Source organism: Limnohabitans sp. INBF003 (assembly GCF_055396645.1).
Genome location: NZ_AP029222.1, coordinates 3,042,084 through 3,060,441 on the forward strand (window position 1 = coordinate 3,042,084; position 18,358 = coordinate 3,060,441).

An 18,358-nucleotide genomic window follows, 5' to 3' on the forward strand; every position below is an offset into this window, starting at 1 on the left:
GATCAGCCCTTGCTGATCGCCTCATCCAGCAACTCCACCCAATGCAGCACCGGCAGGCCGCTGCCACTTTGCAGGTGGGTGATGCAGCCGATGTTGGCGCTGATCACGCCTTGCGGTTCCAGCGCGTTCAGGTGGCCCAGCTTGCGGTCGCGCAGCTGCTTGGACAGCTCGGGGTTGAGCACGCTGTAGGTGCCGGCTGAGCCGCAGCACAGGTGCGACTCGTTGGCGGTGACCTGGATCCGGAAGCCCAGATCGCCCAGATGCTTTTCGACGCCGCCTTTGAGTTGCTGGCCGTGTTGCAGCGTGCAAGGCGGGTGGTAGGCCTGCAGGCCTGCGGCTTGCAGGGCTTCGGGCTTGAGTTTGTTTTTGAGCAAGGGCACCAGCTCGGGCAGCAGCTCGCTCAGGTCTTTCGTCAAGGCACCGATGCGGGCGGCTTTGTCGGCATAGACCGGGTCGTCTTTGAGCACATGGCCATAGTCCTTGACCATGACACCGCAGCCCGAGGCGTTCATCACGATGGCTTCGACTTCGCCCGACTCAACCAGCGGCCACCAGGCGTCGATGTTGGCGCGCATGTGGTCCTTGCCGCCGTCGTGGTCGTTGAGGTGGAACTTGACTGCGCCACAGCAACCGGCTTTGGGAGCGGTCACGGTCTGGATGCCTGCAGCGTCGAGCACGCGGGCGGTGGCGGTGTTGATGTTGGGGCTCATGCTCGGCTGCACACAGCCTGCGAGCATCAACACCTTGCGGGCATGTTGTGCCGTGGGCCAGGCACCCGCGTTTTGCGGCGCGGGCACTTTGGCTTTCAGGCTATCGGGCAGCAGGCCGCGCACCATCTGGCCCATCTTCATGGCAGGCGCAAACAGCGGTGAAGGCAGCCCCTCTTTGAGCGCCCAGCGCACGATTTTTTCTCCAACCGGACGTTCGACTTTGGCATCCACCAGCTTGCGACCAATGTCCACCAAGTGGCCGTATTGCACCCCGCTGGGGCAAGTGCTTTCGCAGTTGCGGCAGGTGAGGCACCGGTCTAGGTGCATCTGGGTTTTGCGGGTTGGCGTCTCGCCTTCCAGCACCTGTTTCATCAGGTAGATGCGGCCACGCGGGCCATCCAGCTCGTCGCCCAGCAGTTGGTAGGTGGGGCAAGTGGCGGTGCAAAAGCCGCAGTGCACGCACTTGCGCAAAATGGCTTCGGCCTCCAGGCCTTCAGGGGTGTTTTGGTATTCGGGGGCGAGGTTGGTTTGCATGAAGATTCGCCTCAGAGTGGATGCATGCGACCGGTGGCAAACACGCCTTTCGGGTCGAACTGCTTTTGCAGTTGCTGCTGGATGCGTTGCTGCACAGCGTCCAGCGGGGTGTTCACCCCGGCGACTTTGTCCACTTCGGCGTGGGCTGTGCTGGCGCGGAACAAGGTGGCGTGGCCACCGAGCGATTGCGCCAGTTCACGCAAGGCCACCGCCGCCGAGGCGGGCGCCCACAGCCAACGCTGCGCACCTTGCCATTCGATGTATTGGGAAGGATGGTTCAAACCAGGCAAATCCAGCACCGGCGCAGTTTGCGGCAACGACAGACGCCACAGGCAGGCGTCGGGGCTGGGCGCATCAAAGAACTGCAGGGTTTGCTCGCCGCTGGCGCGCCAGTCTTGCGCAGCTTCTGCGTTGTCCATGGCTTGCACCTGGGCACCCAAGGCCACCGCATCGGCACTCATCTTGCCAATGGCCGATTGCACGGCCGCCACCGCGCCGCGCAGGCGCACAAACAAATAGTCGGCCACAGGCTGGGCGGTTATGTCACGCACCCAGGCGCTGGCGTTCAGCGGCAGCGGCTGACCGCCCCAGCGGTGCAACAAATCCAGCGCAGGGCCTTGGGCCAGACCCGCGATCATCAAAGTCGCTTCGGCTGGGGCCACAGGCAAAACCTTCAAACTGACTTCGGTGATCAAGCCCAACGTGCCCCAGCTGCCCGCCATCAAACGGCTCACGTCGTAACCGGCCACGTTTTTCATGACCTGGCCACCAAAAGTGAGGTGCTCGCCCAGGCCGTTGATGAAGCGCGCGCCCAAGACATAGTCGCGCACAGCGCCAGCAGTGGCGCGGGCGGGGCCGTTCAGACCTGCGGCCACCATGCCGCCAACGGTGGCACCGGATCCGAAATGCGGCGGCTCAAACGCCAGGCACTGGCCTTGTTCGGCCAGAACAGCTTCCAGCTCGGCCAGCGGCGTGCCACATCGCACCGTGACCACCAGTTCGCTGGGCTCGTAGCTGACAATGCCGGCATAGGCCCGGGTGTCCAGCACGTCGCCCGTGAGGCTTTGCCCCCAAAAGTCTTTGGTCCCACCGCCTCGCAAGCGCAATGTGTGGCTTTGTGCGGCGGCATTGCGCACGGCGTCGATGAGGGAATTGAGTTCAGCTTCCATGGGAAACGATGGTACCTGCTGGCCATTAGGGGCTGCGTGAATTTTTTGAATCAAAGGCTTGCTGGAAATTCGCAGCCTGAGGCAGTCCAAACACCCATCCCGGCTCTGGGGCCGGGATCACGCCCGCCATCAACGGTAAAAATTCACGAGGAGTCCGCCCACATCCACCCGCATCGCAAAAATACAGCCCGATTGCGGGTACAGCGCCAACTCGGCAGCACTGCGACCCTGACGTGAACTGGTGATGAACAGGGTTTTGAGGTCGTCCCCACCCAGGCAGGGCATGGTCGGGCACTGTACGGGCGTCTCGAGCACGGCCAACACCGTGCCAGTGGGTGACAACCGTACCAGGCGTTTGCCTTCGTATTGGGCAGACCAGTAGGCGCCTTCGGCATCGACCGTGGCACCGTCTGGCCGACCACCATAGGCAGCTGCAGCAGGATCACCCCACACCCAGCCCGTGGGCTTGATCGCGAACTGATGAAACAGGCGTTCATTCGACAAAATGCCCGCCGCCGGATCGAAGTCCCAAGCACGCACACGGTGCGAGGCGGTGTCAGACCAATACAGCGTCCGGCCATCCGGTGACCAAGCCAAGCCATTGGCCGTGGTGGCGCCAAAAGCCTCGGCCGTCAGCCCTGCGCCGCGCAGCGCGTACAGAACGCCCAGGGCCTGATCACGCGGCTCGTACATGCTGCCCACCCAGAGCCGACCTTGCGGGTCGCACTTACCGTCGTTGAAGCGCAGCTTGCCCGTGTCATAAGGGGCTGCGGCCAGCAGTTGCAAGGGCCCGCCCCATTCACGCGCCAGATAAATACCATCGCGCAAGGCCATGACCAAGCCCCCACTTTGCACGGGGGCGATACAGCCGGGCTCTTGAGTCAAGGGCCAGTATTCGACAGGCCCTTGGGCTTGCACGCCCTGCACGGCCACACGGCCAATGCGCTGACCGGGAATGTCCACCCAATACAGCCTCTGCTCTTGCGGATGCCAAAAAGGGGACTCACTCAAACCATCGGGCTCGGTGGTGATGGCAGTCCAATGCGGCGCAAGCGTGAGGGTCATAAGTGGGTGGTCTCAACAGTCTCAGAAGTCCGACGATTTTGCATGCACCCAAGCCAAAAAGTTCCCAAGCGCCAACGATGTAACCCAAAAGAACCCTCAGCAGCCTCTGCGCCTTTTGTCGGTATGCAAACGCATTCATAGGAATAGAAACAGACACAAGGTGTCTCATTTTGCAAATATAAGCAGAAAACCACGGGCGATCAGGGTTTGCGTGGGGGACATACCAGACACATTTAAGGGATCGTATAGGCTGTCTATGGTTCATAACAACCGATTCCCGAGGAGACCTTGATGAGCGTGAATTTCCAAGTCAATGGCAAGCCTGCCCAGGCCAACGCCGAAACCGACACCCCGCTGTTGTGGGTGCTGCGCGATGAGCTGGGCATGACCGGCACCAAATTTGGTTGCGGTGCTGCTTTGTGTGGTGCTTGCACGGTCCATGTGAACGGACAGGCTGTGCGCTCTTGCCAAACCCCTTTGAGCACTGTCGCTGGAAAGAAAGTCGCCACCGTCGAAGGCCTGTCCAAGAACAACACCCACCCCTTGCAAGTGGCCTGGATCAAGCACGACGTGCCCCAGTGCGGTTACTGCCAGTCGGGTCAGCTCATGAGCGCGGCCGCCTTGCTGGCCAAAAACAAGAACCCGAGCGACACCGACATCGACAACGCGATGAGCGGCAACATCTGCCGTTGCGGCACTTACCCCCGCATCCGTGCGGCCATCAAAGATGCCGCTGCCACGATGCGCAAAGCCTGATAAGCCGGAGACCTCACATGATCGATACACAAACTTCCCGCCGTTCGTTCCTGAAAGCCGGTGCCGCTGCTTCTGGCGGCTTGTTGATGGCCCTGCACTTGCCCGGCACACTCGGCCAGGCCATGGCCGCTGGCACCGTGAGCACGCCCAACGCCTGGGTGCACATCGCTGACGACAACACCATCACCATCCTGAGCGCGCACTCCGAAATGGGTCAGGGCGTACACACATCCATGCCCATGCTGGTGGCCGAAGAGTTGAATGTGGACCTCAGCCAGATCAAGGTCACCGACGCGCCACCCGGTGCCGCCTATGTGAACGCCTTGCTGGGCGCACAGATCACCGGCGGCTCGACCTCGGTGCGTGGCAGCTGGGAAAAGCTGCGCGTGGCCGGCGCCCAGGTGCGCGAGATGCTGATTTCTGCCGCTGCTGCCGAATGGAACGTGGACCGCAGCCAGCTCAAGGCCGACAAAGGCTTGGTGCATGGTCCCAATGGCAAAACAGCCACATACGGCTCTCTGGCGGCTGCGGCCTCCAAGCTCCCGGTGCCAGAAAAACCACCCATCAAAGACCCGAAAGACTTCCGCCTGGTGGGCAAGCGCACCCAGCGCCTGGACACCCCGGCCAAGACCAACGGCACCGCCGAATTCGGCATCGACGTCAAGCTGCCCGGCATGGTTTACGCCACCGTGCAACAGTGCCCGGTGATTGGTGGCAAGGTCAAGAGCTTTGACGCCACCCAGGCCAAGGGCATGCCCGGCGTGCAGGCCGTGGTCCAGATCAGCGATGGTGTGGCCGTGGTGGCCGACTCGTGGTGGCGTGCCAAGAAAGCCATGGAAACCGTCAAGGTGCAGTGGGACGAAGGTGCGGGTGCGGCATTGAGCGATGCATCCGTCATCGAGGGCACACGCCAGGCCGCCAAGTCCGGCAAAGTCATCGCCATCACCAAGCCCCAAGGCGATGTGGCCGCGGCACTCAAAGGTGCTGCCAAAGTCATCGAAGCCGAATACGTCTCGCCCATGCAGTCGCATTCACCACTGGAGCCGATGAACTTCACGGCGCATGTGCAAGGCGACAAGATCTTGTTGATTGGCCCTACTCAGTTCCAGCAAGGTGCACAAGGCGCTGTGGCCGCTGCACTGAAAGCCAAGCCCGAAGACATCACCCTGAAAACCACCTTCTTGGGCGGTGGCTTCGGTCGCCGACTGGAGCTGGACTTCATCGTGCAAGCAGCCGAAATTTCCAAAGCCGTGGGCAAGCCGGTCAAGCTGCTGTGGACACGCGAAGAAGACATGACGCACGACTACTACCGTCCTGCCGGTGTCAACCAGCTCAAGGCCGGTCTGGACGCCAACGGCATGCCAGTGGCGATGCACTTCAAGGTGGCTTCGCAGTCGGTCACACAACGCGCCTTCGGCCTGCCCAAAGAGACGCTGGACCCTTTCATGGCCGAAGCCGCCGTGACCGGCTACAACATCCCCAACACCCAGCACGACCTGGTGATCCACGACACCGGTGTGCGTGTGGGTTACTGGCGCGCCGTGAGCCACAGCATGAACGCTTTCGCCAACGAGAGCTTCATCGACGAAATGGCCAAGGCGGCAGGACAAGACCCTTATGCCTACCGCATGAAGATGCTGGCGGGCAAACCGCGTTTTGCCAACGTGCTGAAACTCGCCGCCGAAAAAGCCGGTTGGGGCAAGGCATTGCCCAAGGGCCGCGCACGCGGCATCGCCTTGATGGAAGGCTATGACAGCTACCTGGCCGAGGTTGCCGAAGTCAGCCTGAACCAGGATGGCAGCGTGCGCGTGCACAAGGTCACCGTGGCCGCCGACGTGGGCCACATGGTCAACCCCGACACAGTGGAAGCCCAGTTGCAATCCAGCATCGTCTTCGGCGTGGGGGCTGTGCTCAAGCACCAGATCACCATGGCGAATGGCCGCGTGCAAGAGACCAACTACAACAGCTACGAGCCAGTGCGCATGTACGAGTCACCCCAGATCGACATCGTGCTGGTCAAGAGCACCGAAAAGCCGGGTGGCATTGGCGAGCCCGGCACGGCCGTGGCAGCCCCTGCCATTGCCAACGCGGTGGCCGCCTTGACGGGCAAGCGCGTTCGCCGCCTGCCGATCACGGCCAGCGCACTGCGCAGCGCCTGAGCGCGCGGGGCTTCAGATGGAAAGTCTGGATCTTCGTGTCCTGTCCGACGTGCTGGCCTGGAAACAGGCCGGTCACGCCGTGACCCTGGTCACCGTGGTGGAAACCTGGGGCAGTGCCCCCAGGCCACCCGGGGCCTTGTTGGCCGTGCGGGACGATGGCGGCGTCAGCGGCTCGGTCTCGGGTGGCTGCGTGGAAGACGATTTGATTGCACGCATCCGTGCCGGTGAATACGCCGATTTGAAGCACCCCTCCATGGTGGCTTATGGCGTGACCAAAGAAGAAGCCACGCGCTTCGGTTTGCCCTGCGGTGGCACTTTGCGCCTGGTGCAAGAGCCTGTTCTTGACACCGACTGGATAGAGCAGGTTTTGCAACGCACCAGCGCACACCAACTGGTGGCGCGCACGCTGACGCTGCGCGACGGCAGCGTTCAGTTGCGCGATGCCCAACGCAGCGAAGCCTTGTCTTTTGACGGCAGCACGCTGACCACCTTGTTTGGCCCACGCTGGCGGCTGCTGTTGATCGGTGCTGGACAACTGAGTCAATCGGTGGCGCAGATGGCCCAGATGCTCGACTTTGACGTGCTGGTGTGCGAGCCCCGCAAGGAATACACCGCAGGCTGGAGCCTGCCCGGCGTGACACACCTGAGCGGCATGCCCGACGACGAAGTGCTGGCCATTCAGCCCGATGCGCACACCGCCATCGTGGCGCTGACCCACGACCCCAAACTGGACGACATGGCGCTGTTGACCGCGCTCAACTCCAGCGCGTTTTATGTCGGCGCATTGGGTTCTCGGCGCAACCAGCAAGCGCGCAAGCAACGCCTGGCAGAACACTTTGACCTGAACAAGCCAGCACTGGCCCGCTTGCACGGCCCTGTGGGCTTGCGTCTTGAGGCCCAAACGCCCGCAGAAATTGCGGTATCGATCATTGCCGAAATCGTGCAGGTCAAGAACAAGGGCACGTCTGACGCCATGCTCACCTTTTCAGCCGAGGCCAATGCCAACACCGATTGGCGCAGCCCTGTTTGTGCGGTTTGAGTTTGACGAACGCCCCTGTTGTCATTGTTCTGGCCGTCGGTCTGGGCGAGCGCTTTCGCGCGGCCGGCGGCCTGCAGCACAAGCTTGATGCCCCGCTGGGCGAGCAGACCGTGAGGCAACATGTCATGGCTGCTGTGCAAGCATGTGGCCTGCCTTGGCATGTTGTAGAGCCCGAGCACACAGCGCACTTGGATGAACCGGGCATGGGCAGCAGCATTGCCATCGGCGTAGCGGCCACGGCCAACGCCCATGGCTGGCTGATCTTGCCGACAGACCTGCCCTTGGTCCAGGCCGACACACTGCGGTGCATTGCACAAGCCTTGCAGACTCATGCAGTGGTCGTTCCGTTTGTCAAGGGTCAGCGCGGCCACCCGGTCGGCTTTGGTGCCGTCTGCCGTGACGAGCTGCTGGCTTTGTCAGGTGATCAAGGCGCCAAAAGTGTCATCCAGCGCCATGCTGCGCAGGCACTCGAACTGGACGATGTGGGTTGCATTCTCGATGTGGACACGCCAGAGACCTTGGCCGAGGCCGAGCGAATCTGGCGGGCAAGCAGCATCACAAGGCGATAGTCGAGATCGCTGGCACAGCGGCCACCACCACCACGCCCACCAGCAGCGCTATCAGGTAGGGCCAGATTGCGCCCATCACCTCGTCGGGCTTGGCATCGCCAATGCGGCATGCCACATAAAAGCCCACCCCGATGGGCGGCATCATCAGGCCCACGTTCATGGCGCACACGATCACCATCGAATAATGGATGTCATTGATGCCCAGTTTCTTGGCAATCGGGAACATGATGGGGGCCAACAGCAACACGGCGGGCAAGCCCTCCAGCAGGCAACCCAGCACCAGGAATACCAGAATCGTTACCGCCATGAAAGCGGCAGCACCACCGGGCAGCGAGGTCATGAAGATCGACAACTGCTGCACCACACCGCTTTGCGTGATGGTCCAGGCCATGGCCGAGGCCGCGCCCAGAATCAGCAAGATCGCGCCCGACAGCGCAGCAGTCTCCACCAGCATGTCATAGAACTTGCGCAGACCAATGCCGCCGTACATGACCTGGCCAATCACCAGCGCATACAGCACCGCGATGGTCGACACCTCGGTGGCCGTGGCCACACCGCCGCCTACCGCGCTGCGGATCAAGAACGGCAAGACCAACGCAGGTGCCGCGACCAACAGGACACGACCGATCACCTTGAGCGATGGGCGCTGGGCCCCCTCAACATCCTCATGACGCGCCTTCCAGCGGGCCAAGGCCAGCAAAGACAGCAGCAACACCATGGCCACCACAAACCCGCTCTGGAACAAACCGGCAATCGACACACCCGCCACCGAGCCCAGCACGATCAACACAATGCTCGGCGGCACCGTGTCGGCCATGGCTGCGCCCGTGGCCAGCAAGGCCACCATCTCCTTGGGCTTGTTGCCGCGCCGCTTCATCTCAGGAAACAGCGCCGGGGCCACCGTGGCCATGTCCGACACCTTGGAGCCCGAAATACCCGACACGATGAACAGCGAGCCCAGCAGCACGTAGGACATGCCCGCCTTGACGTGGCCGATCAGCGAAGCCAGAAAATCCACAATCGCCTTGCCCATGCCGGTGGCATCGAGCACGCAGCCCAGCAACACGAAGATCGGCACCGACACCAGAATCAGGCTGGACATGCCTTCGTCCATGCGGCCCACCACGATCAACAGCGGCACCTGGGTGGTGAACGCCAGGTAACTGAGCGCACCCAAACCAAAACAAAACGCGATCGGCACACCCGCCATCAGGCACACCGCCACCACGCCCACCAGAAAAATCAGCATGTTCCAGCTGCCCAAAGCGGGCAGCGAAGCGCTGAACAGATGGCAAAGTGCCGCAGCGGCCCCCACCAAAGTGACCGCACCGGCCAGCGCCTTGAGCGGCACCGTGCGCGCCGCATAACCCAAGACGATCAACAGCATCAGGCCCAGACCAAACGGAATGGACGCCACCCGGTAGGTGTTGGGCAAGTCCAGCGCGGGCGATTTGATGAACCACTCTTCCTGGGCGTATTCCACCGCCGAAGGCAGCAAGCCCAGCAGAAAAGCCGCCACCGCCGTGAGCGCAAACGCGTTCACGTAAGGCTGCACGCGCGCAGGCAGCTTGTCGACCATCAGCGACAAGCGCAGATGCTCGTTACGGTGCATGGCCAAAGCCGCACCGATCATGGTCACCCAGATGAACGAGATCGACACGACCTCGTCGATCCAGACGATCGAGTTGGCAAACACGTAGCGCGACAAGACAGCCGCGAGAAGCAGGCCGATGATGCCCAGGGTCAAAACGGCCGAGACCGCCTCCAGGGGCACCATCCATCGTGACGTTGTGCGGCCGACGCCCGGGCCGCTGGCCTCGGGCTCGGAATAATGCTCGCCGCCAAGCAGCGGCTGGTTCTGAACGTCCGACATAAGTTTCCTGCTTCTCGTTTTTGTGGGGTCTGCGCTGCGGCCGATCAGCCGAGCTTGCCGCTGTAGCGTTCCAGCAGCGACCAGGCCTCGTCACCGAACTTGGCTTTCCACTCGGTGTAGAAGCCGGCCTGACGCAGGCGGTTGCGGAACGAATCGGCCTTGGCGTTGTTGAACACCATGCCTTTTTCGGTCAAGGACTTTTGCAGCGTGGCGTTCATGGCCGCCACATCGGTGCGCTGCTTCAGACCAGCGGCGTTGATGTGCTTGGCCACGATGGTGCGCAAGTCGGCAGGCAAACGGTCCCAGGCCTTGCGGTTGGCCAGGAACCAGAAGCCGTCCCACATGTGGTTGGTGACCGAGCAGTACTTTTGCACTTCGTTGAGTTTGGCCGTGTCGATGATGGCCAGCGGGTTTTCCTGACCGTCCACCACCTTGGTTTGCAGGGCCGAATAGACCTCGGCAAAGTTGATCGATGCCGGGGCCGAGTCAAAGGCCTTGAACATCGAGGTCCACATGGGCGACACGGGCACGCGGATCTTGAAGCCCTTAAGGTCGTCGGCCGACTGGATCGGCTTGGTGGACGAAGTGATCTGGCGGAAACCGTTGTCCCAGATGTTGTCCATGGCCACCAGACCGGACTTGCCGATTTCCTTGCGCACATGGGCGCCCAGATCGCCGTCGAGTGCTTTCCAGACGGTGTCGTAATCAGGGAAGGCAAAGCCCAAACCGGTGATGGCCGCGCCAGGCACCAGGGTGGACAGGATCAGACCCGACAGGGTGAAGAACTCGATGCCACCGGCACGCAGCTGGCTCAGCATGTCGGTGTCGTTGCCCAACTGGCTGGCCGGGAAAATCTGGATGTCCACACGGCCTTTGGTCTCGGCCAGGATAGCAGCGGCCATTTCCTTGGCGCGCAGGTTCATCGGGTGGGTCACCGGCAAGTTGTTGGCGTATTTGTAAGTGAATTCGGCCTTGGGCTGGGCCAGCACCTGGCTGATGGGCAAAGCAGCCACTGATGCAGCGGCAGCGGTGCGCAAAACGGAACGGCGGGAAAGGGTCATGTCTGTCTCCTTGGGGTTGGTCATCGGTCAAATTCGGGGCCGGGTGGCCCCATTTCTCTTCACTCTCTTCTTCTCTCTTCTCAAGTCACGGCCTGCACAAGCAGGTCGCCTCGTTCTTCCAGCATCTGGCGGATGTCTTTTTTCGTGATTTTCCCGTAACCCGACTTGGGCAAGGCATCCCAGAAAAAAACATGGCGCGGCCAGCGGTACTTGGCACAACGTCCCTCCAGATGCTGCAACAGGGCTTGTCCGGTCAGAGCGGGATCGCGGCTGACCACCACGGCCACCCCCACCTCGCCCCATTTGACATCGGGCACCCCCAGCACGGCCACTTCGGCCACGGCGGGGTGCGTCAGCAAAATCTCCTCCACTTCACGCGGGTAGACATTGGAGCCCCCCGAAATGTACATGTCGGATTCACGCCCTGTAATGTAGAGCAAGCCCCGCGCATCGAGCCGCCCCAAGTCGCCGGTGTGGAACCAGCCCCCGCGCAGCGCCTTGATGGTGGCGTCTTCGTTGTTGAAGTAACCGGCGAACACGGCCGGGCCCCGGCAGCAGATTTCGCCCACCGTGCCCGTGGGCACCGGGTTCATCTGCGCATCGAGAATGGCCACCTCCATGCCGGTGCGTGGCCGCCCGCAAGAGCCGATGTTCGCATTCGGATCAGCATCTTCGATGGCGTGCATCGCAGGCGGCAGCACCGTGATGCAGCCGGTCACTTCACCCAGGCCAAAGTACTGCACCAACACTGGACCGAGCTTTTGCAAGGCCAGCTTCTGGTCGGCCCGGTACATCGGGGCACCGGCGTAAATCACATAACGCAGGCTGCTGTGGTCAAACTGGTCCACCGCCGGGTCTTCCACCAGCAGCTTGACGATGGTGGGCACAGTGAACAGGTTGGTCACACGGTGCTTTTCCACCAAACGCCAGACCTCGGCCGGTTCCATGCGCTCAGACGGCAGCAGCACCGTGGCCGCGCCCCGCGCCACATTCAGCAAGGCATGGATGCCCGCGCCGTGCGACAAGGGGGCCACCGCGATCGAGCAGTCGGACTCAGAGGTGCCCGGAATCAAGTCGGCCAGGTGGTTGGTCACCACAAAGGCCAGTTGCCCATGCGTCAGCATGCCCGCCTTGGGTCGGCCGGTGGTGCCCGAGGTGTAGAAGTACCACAGCACCTGGTCGGGCGTGACGGGTGCCATGGCGGTGGGCGCACCCGCGTGGCGGGTCAGCAGGTCTTCATAAGCCGTCTCGCCCGCGCGCGGCGTGCCGATGGTGATGACGTGTTGCAGGCGGTCGCTGGCTTCGCGCACAGCGTCCACATGCCCGGCAAACACATCTTCGGCCAGCATGAAACTCGCCTGACTGGAACTGCCCAGGTACGCCACTTCGGGTGGCGTCAGCCGGAAGTTGGTCGGCACCCAGACCACACCCAGCCGAAAGGCGGCCCAGCAACTCTCGAACAGGGCCAGGTTGTTGCGCGACTGCACCAGCAGCTTGTCACCGGGCTTCATGCCCAACTCGCGCAGGCCCTGCACCAAAGCGTCCACCCGGGCGTTGATCTCGCGCCAGGTCCACTGGCGTTCACCCTGGATCAGGCCGGGACGGTCCGGGAACAGCGCGGCTGTCTGCGCCAGCAGGGCCGACAGGTTCATGGCCCGTGCGTCGTTCATGCGGCACGCTCCAGCACGCTCAGGTAATTGGCCACGGCTGCGCCGCCCATGTTGAACACCGCGCCCAAACGGGCATTGGGCAATTGCATGTCACCCGCCTCGCCCGTCAGTTGCATGGCGGCCATGACGTGCTGCGACACCCCGGTGGCCCCGATCGGGTGGCCGCGTGACTTGAGGCCGCCCGAGGGGTTGACCGGCAGTGCCCCGTCGATGCGGGTCACGCCATCCAGAATGACGCGTGCGCCCTGCCCGTGGGGAGCCAGGCCCATGGCTTCGTATTCGAGCAACTCGGCCACCGTGAAGCAGTCGTGCGTTTCGACAAACGACAGATCCGTGAGCGACACCCCGGCGGCATCGAGCCCCTTGTGCCAGGCCATGGCCGCGCCTTCAAAACGGGTCGGGTCGCGGCGCGACAGGGGCAAATACTCGTTGACCTGCGTGCGCGACTTCCAGCGCACGGCGGACACGCGGGCACCGGCCACGGGCGCTTTGGAGATCACCAGCGCAGCGGCCCCGTCGGACACCAGTGAGCAATCCGAACGCTTGAGCGGGCCCGCCACAAAGGGGTTTTTGTCGGACGGGTGGCGGCAAAAGTCAAAACCCAGATCGCGGCGCATGTGGGCCAAGGGGTTCTTCACCCCGTTGGCGTGGTTCTTGGCCGCGATCGCGGCCAGCGCGTCGCTCTGGTCGCCAAAGCGTTCAAAATAGGTGGCCGCGATGGTGCCAAACACGCCCGCAAAACCAGCCGGATTGGCCGCTTCTTCTTTCACATAAGAGCAGCGCAGCAAGGTCTCGGCAATCTTGGCACCGGGCACGGCGTTCATGATCTCGAAGCCCACCACCAGCGCGTGGCGCACACGGCCGGATTCGACCGCATCCATCGCGGCCCAGATCGCGGCCGAACCGGTGGCGCAGGCATTTTCAAGACGCACGGCAGGCACGTGGCGCAGGCCCGGCACGGCCATGGCAACCAGCGCGCCAGTGAAGTCCTGCGGCATGAAGCCGCCGTTGTAATGGCCGACAAACACACCGTCGATGTCTTGCGCCTGCAAGCCTGCGCCGTCCAGCGCAGGCTGCACCGCATCGCGGATCAGTTGCTCGGCATCGGCCCCATCGAGCTTGCCAAACGGGGTGTGGCCCCAGCCAATGATGCAGCTGCCGCTCATGATGCGGCTCCCACGTCCTGGAGTGCGGGGGTGTTACGGCGCAAGGTGGGCAAGCCAACGCCCGAGGCGTCAAAACCACCGTCCACCGCCAGGTATTGGCCGTTGATGAAACTGGCCTCTTTGCTGCACAAAAAGCCCACGGTGTTGGCCATCTCTTCGGTGCTGCCATAGCGGCCCAGTGGGATGGTGTCGTAATAGTCTGAGCGGATGGCCACGCTGTGCACCAGCTTGGCCATTTCGGTCTCGACCGGGCCGGGGCAAATCACGTTGGTGCGCACACCATAGTTGCCCAGCTCCACCGCGAATTGTTTGGTCAGGTGGATCAGTGCAGCCTTGCTGGTGCCATAGGCCACGCGCAGCGTGCTGGCCCGCAGGCCAGAGATGGAAGCGATGTTGACGATCGCGCCGCTGCGCTGGCCGACCATGATTGCGCCAAAGGCATGCGAGCACAAAAACGCGCCATCCAGGTTGGTGCCGAGCACCTGACGCCATTCAGCAAACGTGGTCTCCAAAATGGGCTTGAACACCGCCACACCGGCGTTGTTGACCAAGGCATCGACCCGGCCAAAACGGGCCAACACCGCCGCTGCCGCCGCATCCACCTGCTCGGGCTGCGACACATCGCAGTGCACCGCCAGCACGTCGTCCGGACGGGCCAGTTGGCGTTCGGTGGCGGTCAGTGTGGGTTGGTCGATGTCGAGCAAGGCGACTTTGTAGCCGTGCGCCAGAAACCACTGGCCGATGGCCAAGCCAATGCCACGGGCACCGCCCGTGATGACGGCCACAGGTGCGGTGACGGGTGTGGTGACAGAAGAAGTGGGATTGGAAGTTGTCATGTGGAGAGATCCGTGGGTCAAGAAAATCAAACAGCGCCGGACTCGGCTGAGGGCAACCACTCTTCCAGAGTGACTTCAAAGGTGGCAAAGACCGGGTTGTGGCCGGGCACAAAGAGGCCACTGTGCACCTGGCCTGCGGCATTGACGACCACGCCGCACAGTTCGGCGGTGCAGTCACCATCAGCGTCGGTGCGCAGCTCGCCAAACAGGCTCAGCACCTCCACGGCAGGGCCTTCGACAAAGAGGTCTCGGCCCGACGGGGTTTGCAAACGGGCATCGACCAGACTGCCCAAGCCCACACGCACCAGCGCATGGCGCACGCCCTGGGCGCGGCAAATGGCCTGCAGGCCCTGCACCAGGTCTTCGTTGGGGGCCATGCGGCCATAGACCATGCGACCTGTGCGACCTTCTTCGGTATATGTGTTGGGTGTCATGGTGTGGCACCTGCCAGGATTGTCTGGGCACTCGTCTGAGCACTGGGGCGCAGCATGTTCAAACGGGTCTCAGGATCAAAGCCCAAACGCAGCGTGACGCCACCGAGCACCGACACCAGCACCGTCACCGGCCGCTCGCCCACCACGGTTTTTGGTGTCAGCACATGCCCGCCGCGGACAGCGCCATCGGCATCACAAAAGCTGGCATGGCAATGGATCACGGGCTGACCCTGGGCATCTTGACCCAGCGTGGCACTGCCGCGTAACAGGTTGGCATTGTGCAGCACATGGGGCTCACCGTAAGTGGCAATGACCTGGCCTTCAGGGTCAGGAATCGGCAGGCAGTACGCCACTTGCTGGAGGTCGCCACCGATCAGGGCCATGGCCGCGGCCTGCACGCCCTTGGCCGCCAGTGCACGGGTCAGGCCATCGTGCAGGCAAGTGCCCTGCGTCAGGGAAAGCCGCAGCTGCCGCCCACCCTGCGCGGCCACATGCTCCAGGCGCACATCGGCGCGGGGCCCGGGGTGGACCATGGTGCGGACGCGCTTCAAGGATGGCCCCGGGGTGGAACCCGGCGCAAAAACTGCCATGTCTTGTCTCCTGGCCCATGCGGGCCATCTGTTCTTTTATCGGCCTCGTGGGCCTGCTTTGAGCTGCTATTTTGAGACCAATTGAGGGATCTGCTTTGTTTTTGGTAAATTTACTTTCCAGATTGTTGACGCCGATCCAATATTGACCACCTGTGCCGATTGAATTTTGACCAGGGGCTTGAGCCAGCTTTTATGTCGGCTGGCTGTGGATAACTATAAATTCAATTGTCGTCCTGCAGCTCCTTTCTCTCCGTTTTTCTTGCCTGCTCTCTTGCTTTAATTCGGCCTCTGGCCTCATTCGAGCTGTGCCTGAACCGGTAGGATTCATTGCCCGTCTCCACAATGTGGCAGTGGTGCGTCAACCGGTCCAGCAGCGCCGTCGTCATCTTGGCATCCCCAAACACGCTCGACCATTCGGCAAACGTCAGGTTTGTCGTGATCAGCACACTGACCCGTTCATACAGCTTGGACAGCAAGTGAAACAGCAGTGCCCCTCCGGCCTGGCTGAACGGCAAATACCCCAACTCATCAAGCACCACCAAGTCCATGCGCGACAAACTCAGCGCAAGCCGACCCGCCTTGCCTTGCACCTTCTCTTGCTCCAGCGCATTGACCAAGTCCACCGTCGAGTAGAACCTGACCTTTTTGCCGTGTTGCGTCAGCCCCGAGATGCCCAGCGCCGTGGCCAGGTGCGTTTTGCCCGTCCCCGGCCCCCCAATGAGCACCACGTTTTGCGCATCTTGCGTGAACGACAGATCGGCCAGTTTGTGAATCAATGCCCTGTCCACTTGTGACGCTTCAAAGTTGAAGCCCGCCAAATCCCGGTGAACCGGGAACCGAGCGGCCTTGGTTTGATGCGCAATCGATCTCATGTGGCGGTTGACTGCTTCGGCTTGCAGCAAGTGCTCGATCAGCCAGCGAGATGCGTGCAGCTCGGCATTGCCACCTTGCTCCACCAGATCCGCCCATGCCAGGGCCATGCCGCTGAGCCTGAGACTTTTGAGTTCGGCTTGGATGTCCCTCTGCGTTGGCTTGTGCTCAGTCATAGCTCACCTCCACGCCAGAGCGCAGGCCGTCATAACGCGCCGTGTTGGCCATCGGCACCTGACTCAGCTGCAGCGATGTCTCGGCTTGCTGCGGCATCGGTGGACTGCTCAAGCGCGCCAACACGTTGCGCACATGCTCCACGCTGATGCCACCGTTGGGTGTGGCACCTTCCAGCAAGACTTCCACCGCCACCAATACAGCGTCCAGCCCCGATTGCGGCACCACGGCCAGCACCTGGGCCATCACCCGGTCACCTCCAACATGGCGCATCAGCGATTGCCGCAGCCTCAGCAGCGCAGGCGGCAGGTCCATAAACGGCGTGCCATTCCTCAGCGCCCCCGGCTTGCGTTGCACCAGATCGATGTAATGCTGCCAGTCATAGCTGATTTGCGCCCGGTTGGTCAGCCTTGCGTGACTGGCCACGATGGCGTCTTGGGCCACCACATCGACTCGGCCCGGATACAGCCTTGTACTGACCATCTGCCCAGCCCACTCGCACGGCACCGAATACTTGTTGCGCGCCATATTGACCAAACAGGTGCTACTCACCCGGGCCGGATTCTCCACATACCCATCAAACGGCTCGGGCATGCTCATCAAGTGCTCACGCTCCAAATCCAGCATCTCAGCCAGCGTGAACTGCTTGTGCTCCGGGTGCGGTGTTTCGGCCCAGATTGAGCGACAGCGCTCAGCCAACCAGGCATTGAGCTCCACAAATGAGCCAAACCGCTTTGTTCCCGCCTCAATCCAGATGCGCCTGCGGCTGTCCTGCACGTTCTTCTCCACCACCCCTTTCTCCCAGCCCGAGGCCACGTTGCAAAAGTCCGGCTCAAACAGGTAGTGGCTGCACAGCGCATTGAAGCGGGCGTTGACGATGCGACCTTTGCCTTTCTTGACCTTGTCCACCGCCGTCTTCATGTTGTCGTAAATGCCCCGGCGCGCCACACCGCCCAGCGCCGCAAAACTGCGGGTGTGCGCATCAAACAACATCTCGTGCCCTTGGCTGGGGTAAGCCACCACCCAGAACGCCCGGCTGGCGCACAGCTTGAGATGTGAGACCTGCATGTGGTGGTACACCCCGCCAATGAGCAACCCTTCCTCGCTCCAGTCAAACTGAAACGCCTCGCCCAGCTCAAAACTCAAAGGCACATAGGCCTTGGATGCCGCCTTGCCCTCTTGCTCGCGCCAACCCCGAATGAAATCCGTCAATCGGCTGTAGCCGCCCCGATAGCCCTGTGCCTGCAACTGCGCCAACAACGCCCGCGCACTGCGCCGGGCATGTTTGGGACGGTGTGAGTCGGCCTTGAGTGCCTGCACCAACGTCGCCTCAAAAGCGCTGAGTTTGGTGAATCCGCTTTGCCTTTTGTATTTGGGAGCCTGGTCGCCCGGGGCTTTGAGCCATTTTTGACCGTGTTGCGCGACAGCCCCGTGCGCTTGGCGATCTCGCTGTTGGAGAGTTGCTCGCGCAACTTCATGCGCCTGACCTTGCCTATCATTTCCATGGTGATCACCTTCTTGCTCTCCTGCTGAATATTTCAGCAGGCCAGTTGAACACCCTGGTCAATTTTGAGTCGGCACTCCTAGGTTTAGATGGTCAGTTTTCGGTCGGCGGCAACATCCCACTGGTCAAGTTCGCCGAGTTGCCTTGCCCGCATACTGGCGATGCAAATCAAACGTCAA

The 18,358-nt window shown here is 62.1% G+C and carries 15 protein-coding genes and 1 pseudogene; 4 read left to right on the plus strand and 12 right to left on the minus strand.

Going from position 1 to position 18,358, the window contains the following annotated elements; genetic code table 11:
* Window positions 1-2: 2 nt before the first annotated feature.
* The 3 genes from glcF to ACZ5VE_RS14260 form a co-directional block, all read right to left on the minus strand.
* Entirely contained in the window at window positions 3-1,244 is a 1,242-nt protein-coding gene (gene glcF / locus ACZ5VE_RS14250) for a glycolate oxidase subunit GlcF (RefSeq protein WP_464455771.1), read from the minus strand.
* An 11-nt stretch (window positions 1,245-1,255) separates the two neighbouring features.
* On the minus strand, window positions 1,256-2,413 hold the full coding sequence (glcE, locus tag ACZ5VE_RS14255; protein ID WP_464455772.1) for a glycolate oxidase subunit GlcE: 1,158 nt from the start codon (window positions 2,411-2,413) through the stop codon (window positions 1,256-1,258).
* Between the two features lie 129 nt (window positions 2,414-2,542).
* Window positions 2,543-3,478 (minus strand): SMP-30/gluconolactonase/LRE family protein, encoded by a 936-nt coding sequence (locus ACZ5VE_RS14260; RefSeq protein WP_464455773.1) that lies wholly within the window; start codon window positions 3,476-3,478, stop codon window positions 2,543-2,545.
* 291 nt (window positions 3,479-3,769) lie between these two features.
* Here ACZ5VE_RS14260 and ACZ5VE_RS14265 point away from each other — a divergent pair, with 291 nt between their 5' ends.
* From ACZ5VE_RS14265 to ACZ5VE_RS14280, 4 genes are read left to right on the plus strand one after another with little or no spacing between them, the layout of a single operon-like run.
* Window positions 3,770-4,234 (plus strand): (2Fe-2S)-binding protein, encoded by a 465-nt coding sequence (locus ACZ5VE_RS14265; protein WP_464455774.1) that lies wholly within the window; start codon window positions 3,770-3,772, stop codon window positions 4,232-4,234.
* A 17-nt stretch (window positions 4,235-4,251) separates the two neighbouring features.
* Window positions 4,252-6,393 carry a xanthine dehydrogenase family protein molybdopterin-binding subunit gene (locus tag ACZ5VE_RS14270; RefSeq protein WP_464455775.1) on the plus strand — a complete coding sequence of 714 codons (2,142 nt, stop codon included), beginning with the start codon at window positions 4,252-4,254 and terminating at the stop codon, window positions 6,391-6,393.
* A 16-nt stretch (window positions 6,394-6,409) separates the two neighbouring features.
* Window positions 6,410-7,432 (plus strand): XdhC family protein, encoded by a 1,023-nt coding sequence (locus ACZ5VE_RS14275; RefSeq protein WP_464455776.1) that lies wholly within the window; start codon window positions 6,410-6,412, stop codon window positions 7,430-7,432.
* Window positions 7,433-7,434: 2 nt separating this feature from the next.
* Window positions 7,435-8,001 (plus strand): nucleotidyltransferase family protein, encoded by a 567-nt coding sequence (locus tag ACZ5VE_RS14280; RefSeq protein WP_464455777.1) that lies wholly within the window; start codon window positions 7,435-7,437, stop codon window positions 7,999-8,001.
* Here ACZ5VE_RS14280 and ACZ5VE_RS14285 read toward each other — a convergent pair.
* From ACZ5VE_RS14285 to istA, 9 genes and pseudogenes are all read right to left on the minus strand, one after another.
* A complete protein-coding gene (locus tag ACZ5VE_RS14285) occupies window positions 7,988-9,874 on the minus strand; it encodes a TRAP transporter large permease subunit (protein ID WP_464455778.1) in 1,887 nt (628 codons plus the stop codon). The two genes, ACZ5VE_RS14280 and ACZ5VE_RS14285, sit on opposite strands and share 14 nt — an antisense overlap.
* A gap of 44 nt (window positions 9,875-9,918) precedes the next feature.
* Complete coding sequence (locus ACZ5VE_RS14290; RefSeq protein ID WP_464455779.1) at window positions 9,919-10,935, minus strand: TRAP transporter substrate-binding protein; 1,017 nt, start codon at window positions 10,933-10,935, stop codon at window positions 9,919-9,921.
* Window positions 10,936-11,015: 80 nt separating this feature from the next.
* Window positions 11,016-12,605: an acyl-CoA synthetase gene (locus ACZ5VE_RS14295; protein WP_464455780.1), complete on the minus strand. Its 1,590-nt coding sequence runs from the start codon at window positions 12,603-12,605 to the stop codon at window positions 11,016-11,018.
* Window positions 12,602-13,771: an acetyl-CoA acetyltransferase gene (locus ACZ5VE_RS14300; protein ID WP_464455781.1), complete on the minus strand. Its 1,170-nt coding sequence runs from the start codon at window positions 13,769-13,771 to the stop codon at window positions 12,602-12,604. The genes ACZ5VE_RS14295 and ACZ5VE_RS14300 overlap by 4 nt, the downstream gene beginning before the upstream one ends.
* Entirely contained in the window at window positions 13,768-14,607 is an 840-nt protein-coding gene (locus ACZ5VE_RS14305) for an SDR family NAD(P)-dependent oxidoreductase (protein ID WP_464455782.1), read from the minus strand. The genes ACZ5VE_RS14300 and ACZ5VE_RS14305 overlap by 4 nt, the downstream gene beginning before the upstream one ends.
* Before the next feature lie 26 nt (window positions 14,608-14,633).
* Window positions 14,634-15,041: a PPC domain-containing DNA-binding protein gene (locus ACZ5VE_RS14310; protein WP_464455783.1), complete on the minus strand. Its 408-nt coding sequence runs from the start codon at window positions 15,039-15,041 to the stop codon at window positions 14,634-14,636.
* The gene (locus ACZ5VE_RS14315; RefSeq protein WP_464455784.1) at window positions 15,038-15,631 is read right to left on the minus strand and encodes a PCC domain-containing protein; all 594 of its coding nucleotides are present in this window, start codon (window positions 15,629-15,631) and stop codon (window positions 15,038-15,040) included. The genes ACZ5VE_RS14310 and ACZ5VE_RS14315 overlap by 4 nt, the downstream gene beginning before the upstream one ends.
* Before the next feature lie 221 nt (window positions 15,632-15,852).
* A complete protein-coding gene (gene istB, locus ACZ5VE_RS14320; RefSeq protein ID WP_464455785.1) occupies window positions 15,853-16,677 on the minus strand; it encodes an IS21-like element helper ATPase IstB in 825 nt (274 codons plus the stop codon).
* A pseudogene (gene istA, locus ACZ5VE_RS14325) lies at window positions 16,670-18,180 on the minus strand (IS21 family transposase). Before istA ends, istB begins: the two are co-directional and overlap by 8 nt.
* Window positions 18,181-18,358: the final 178 nt, after the last annotated feature.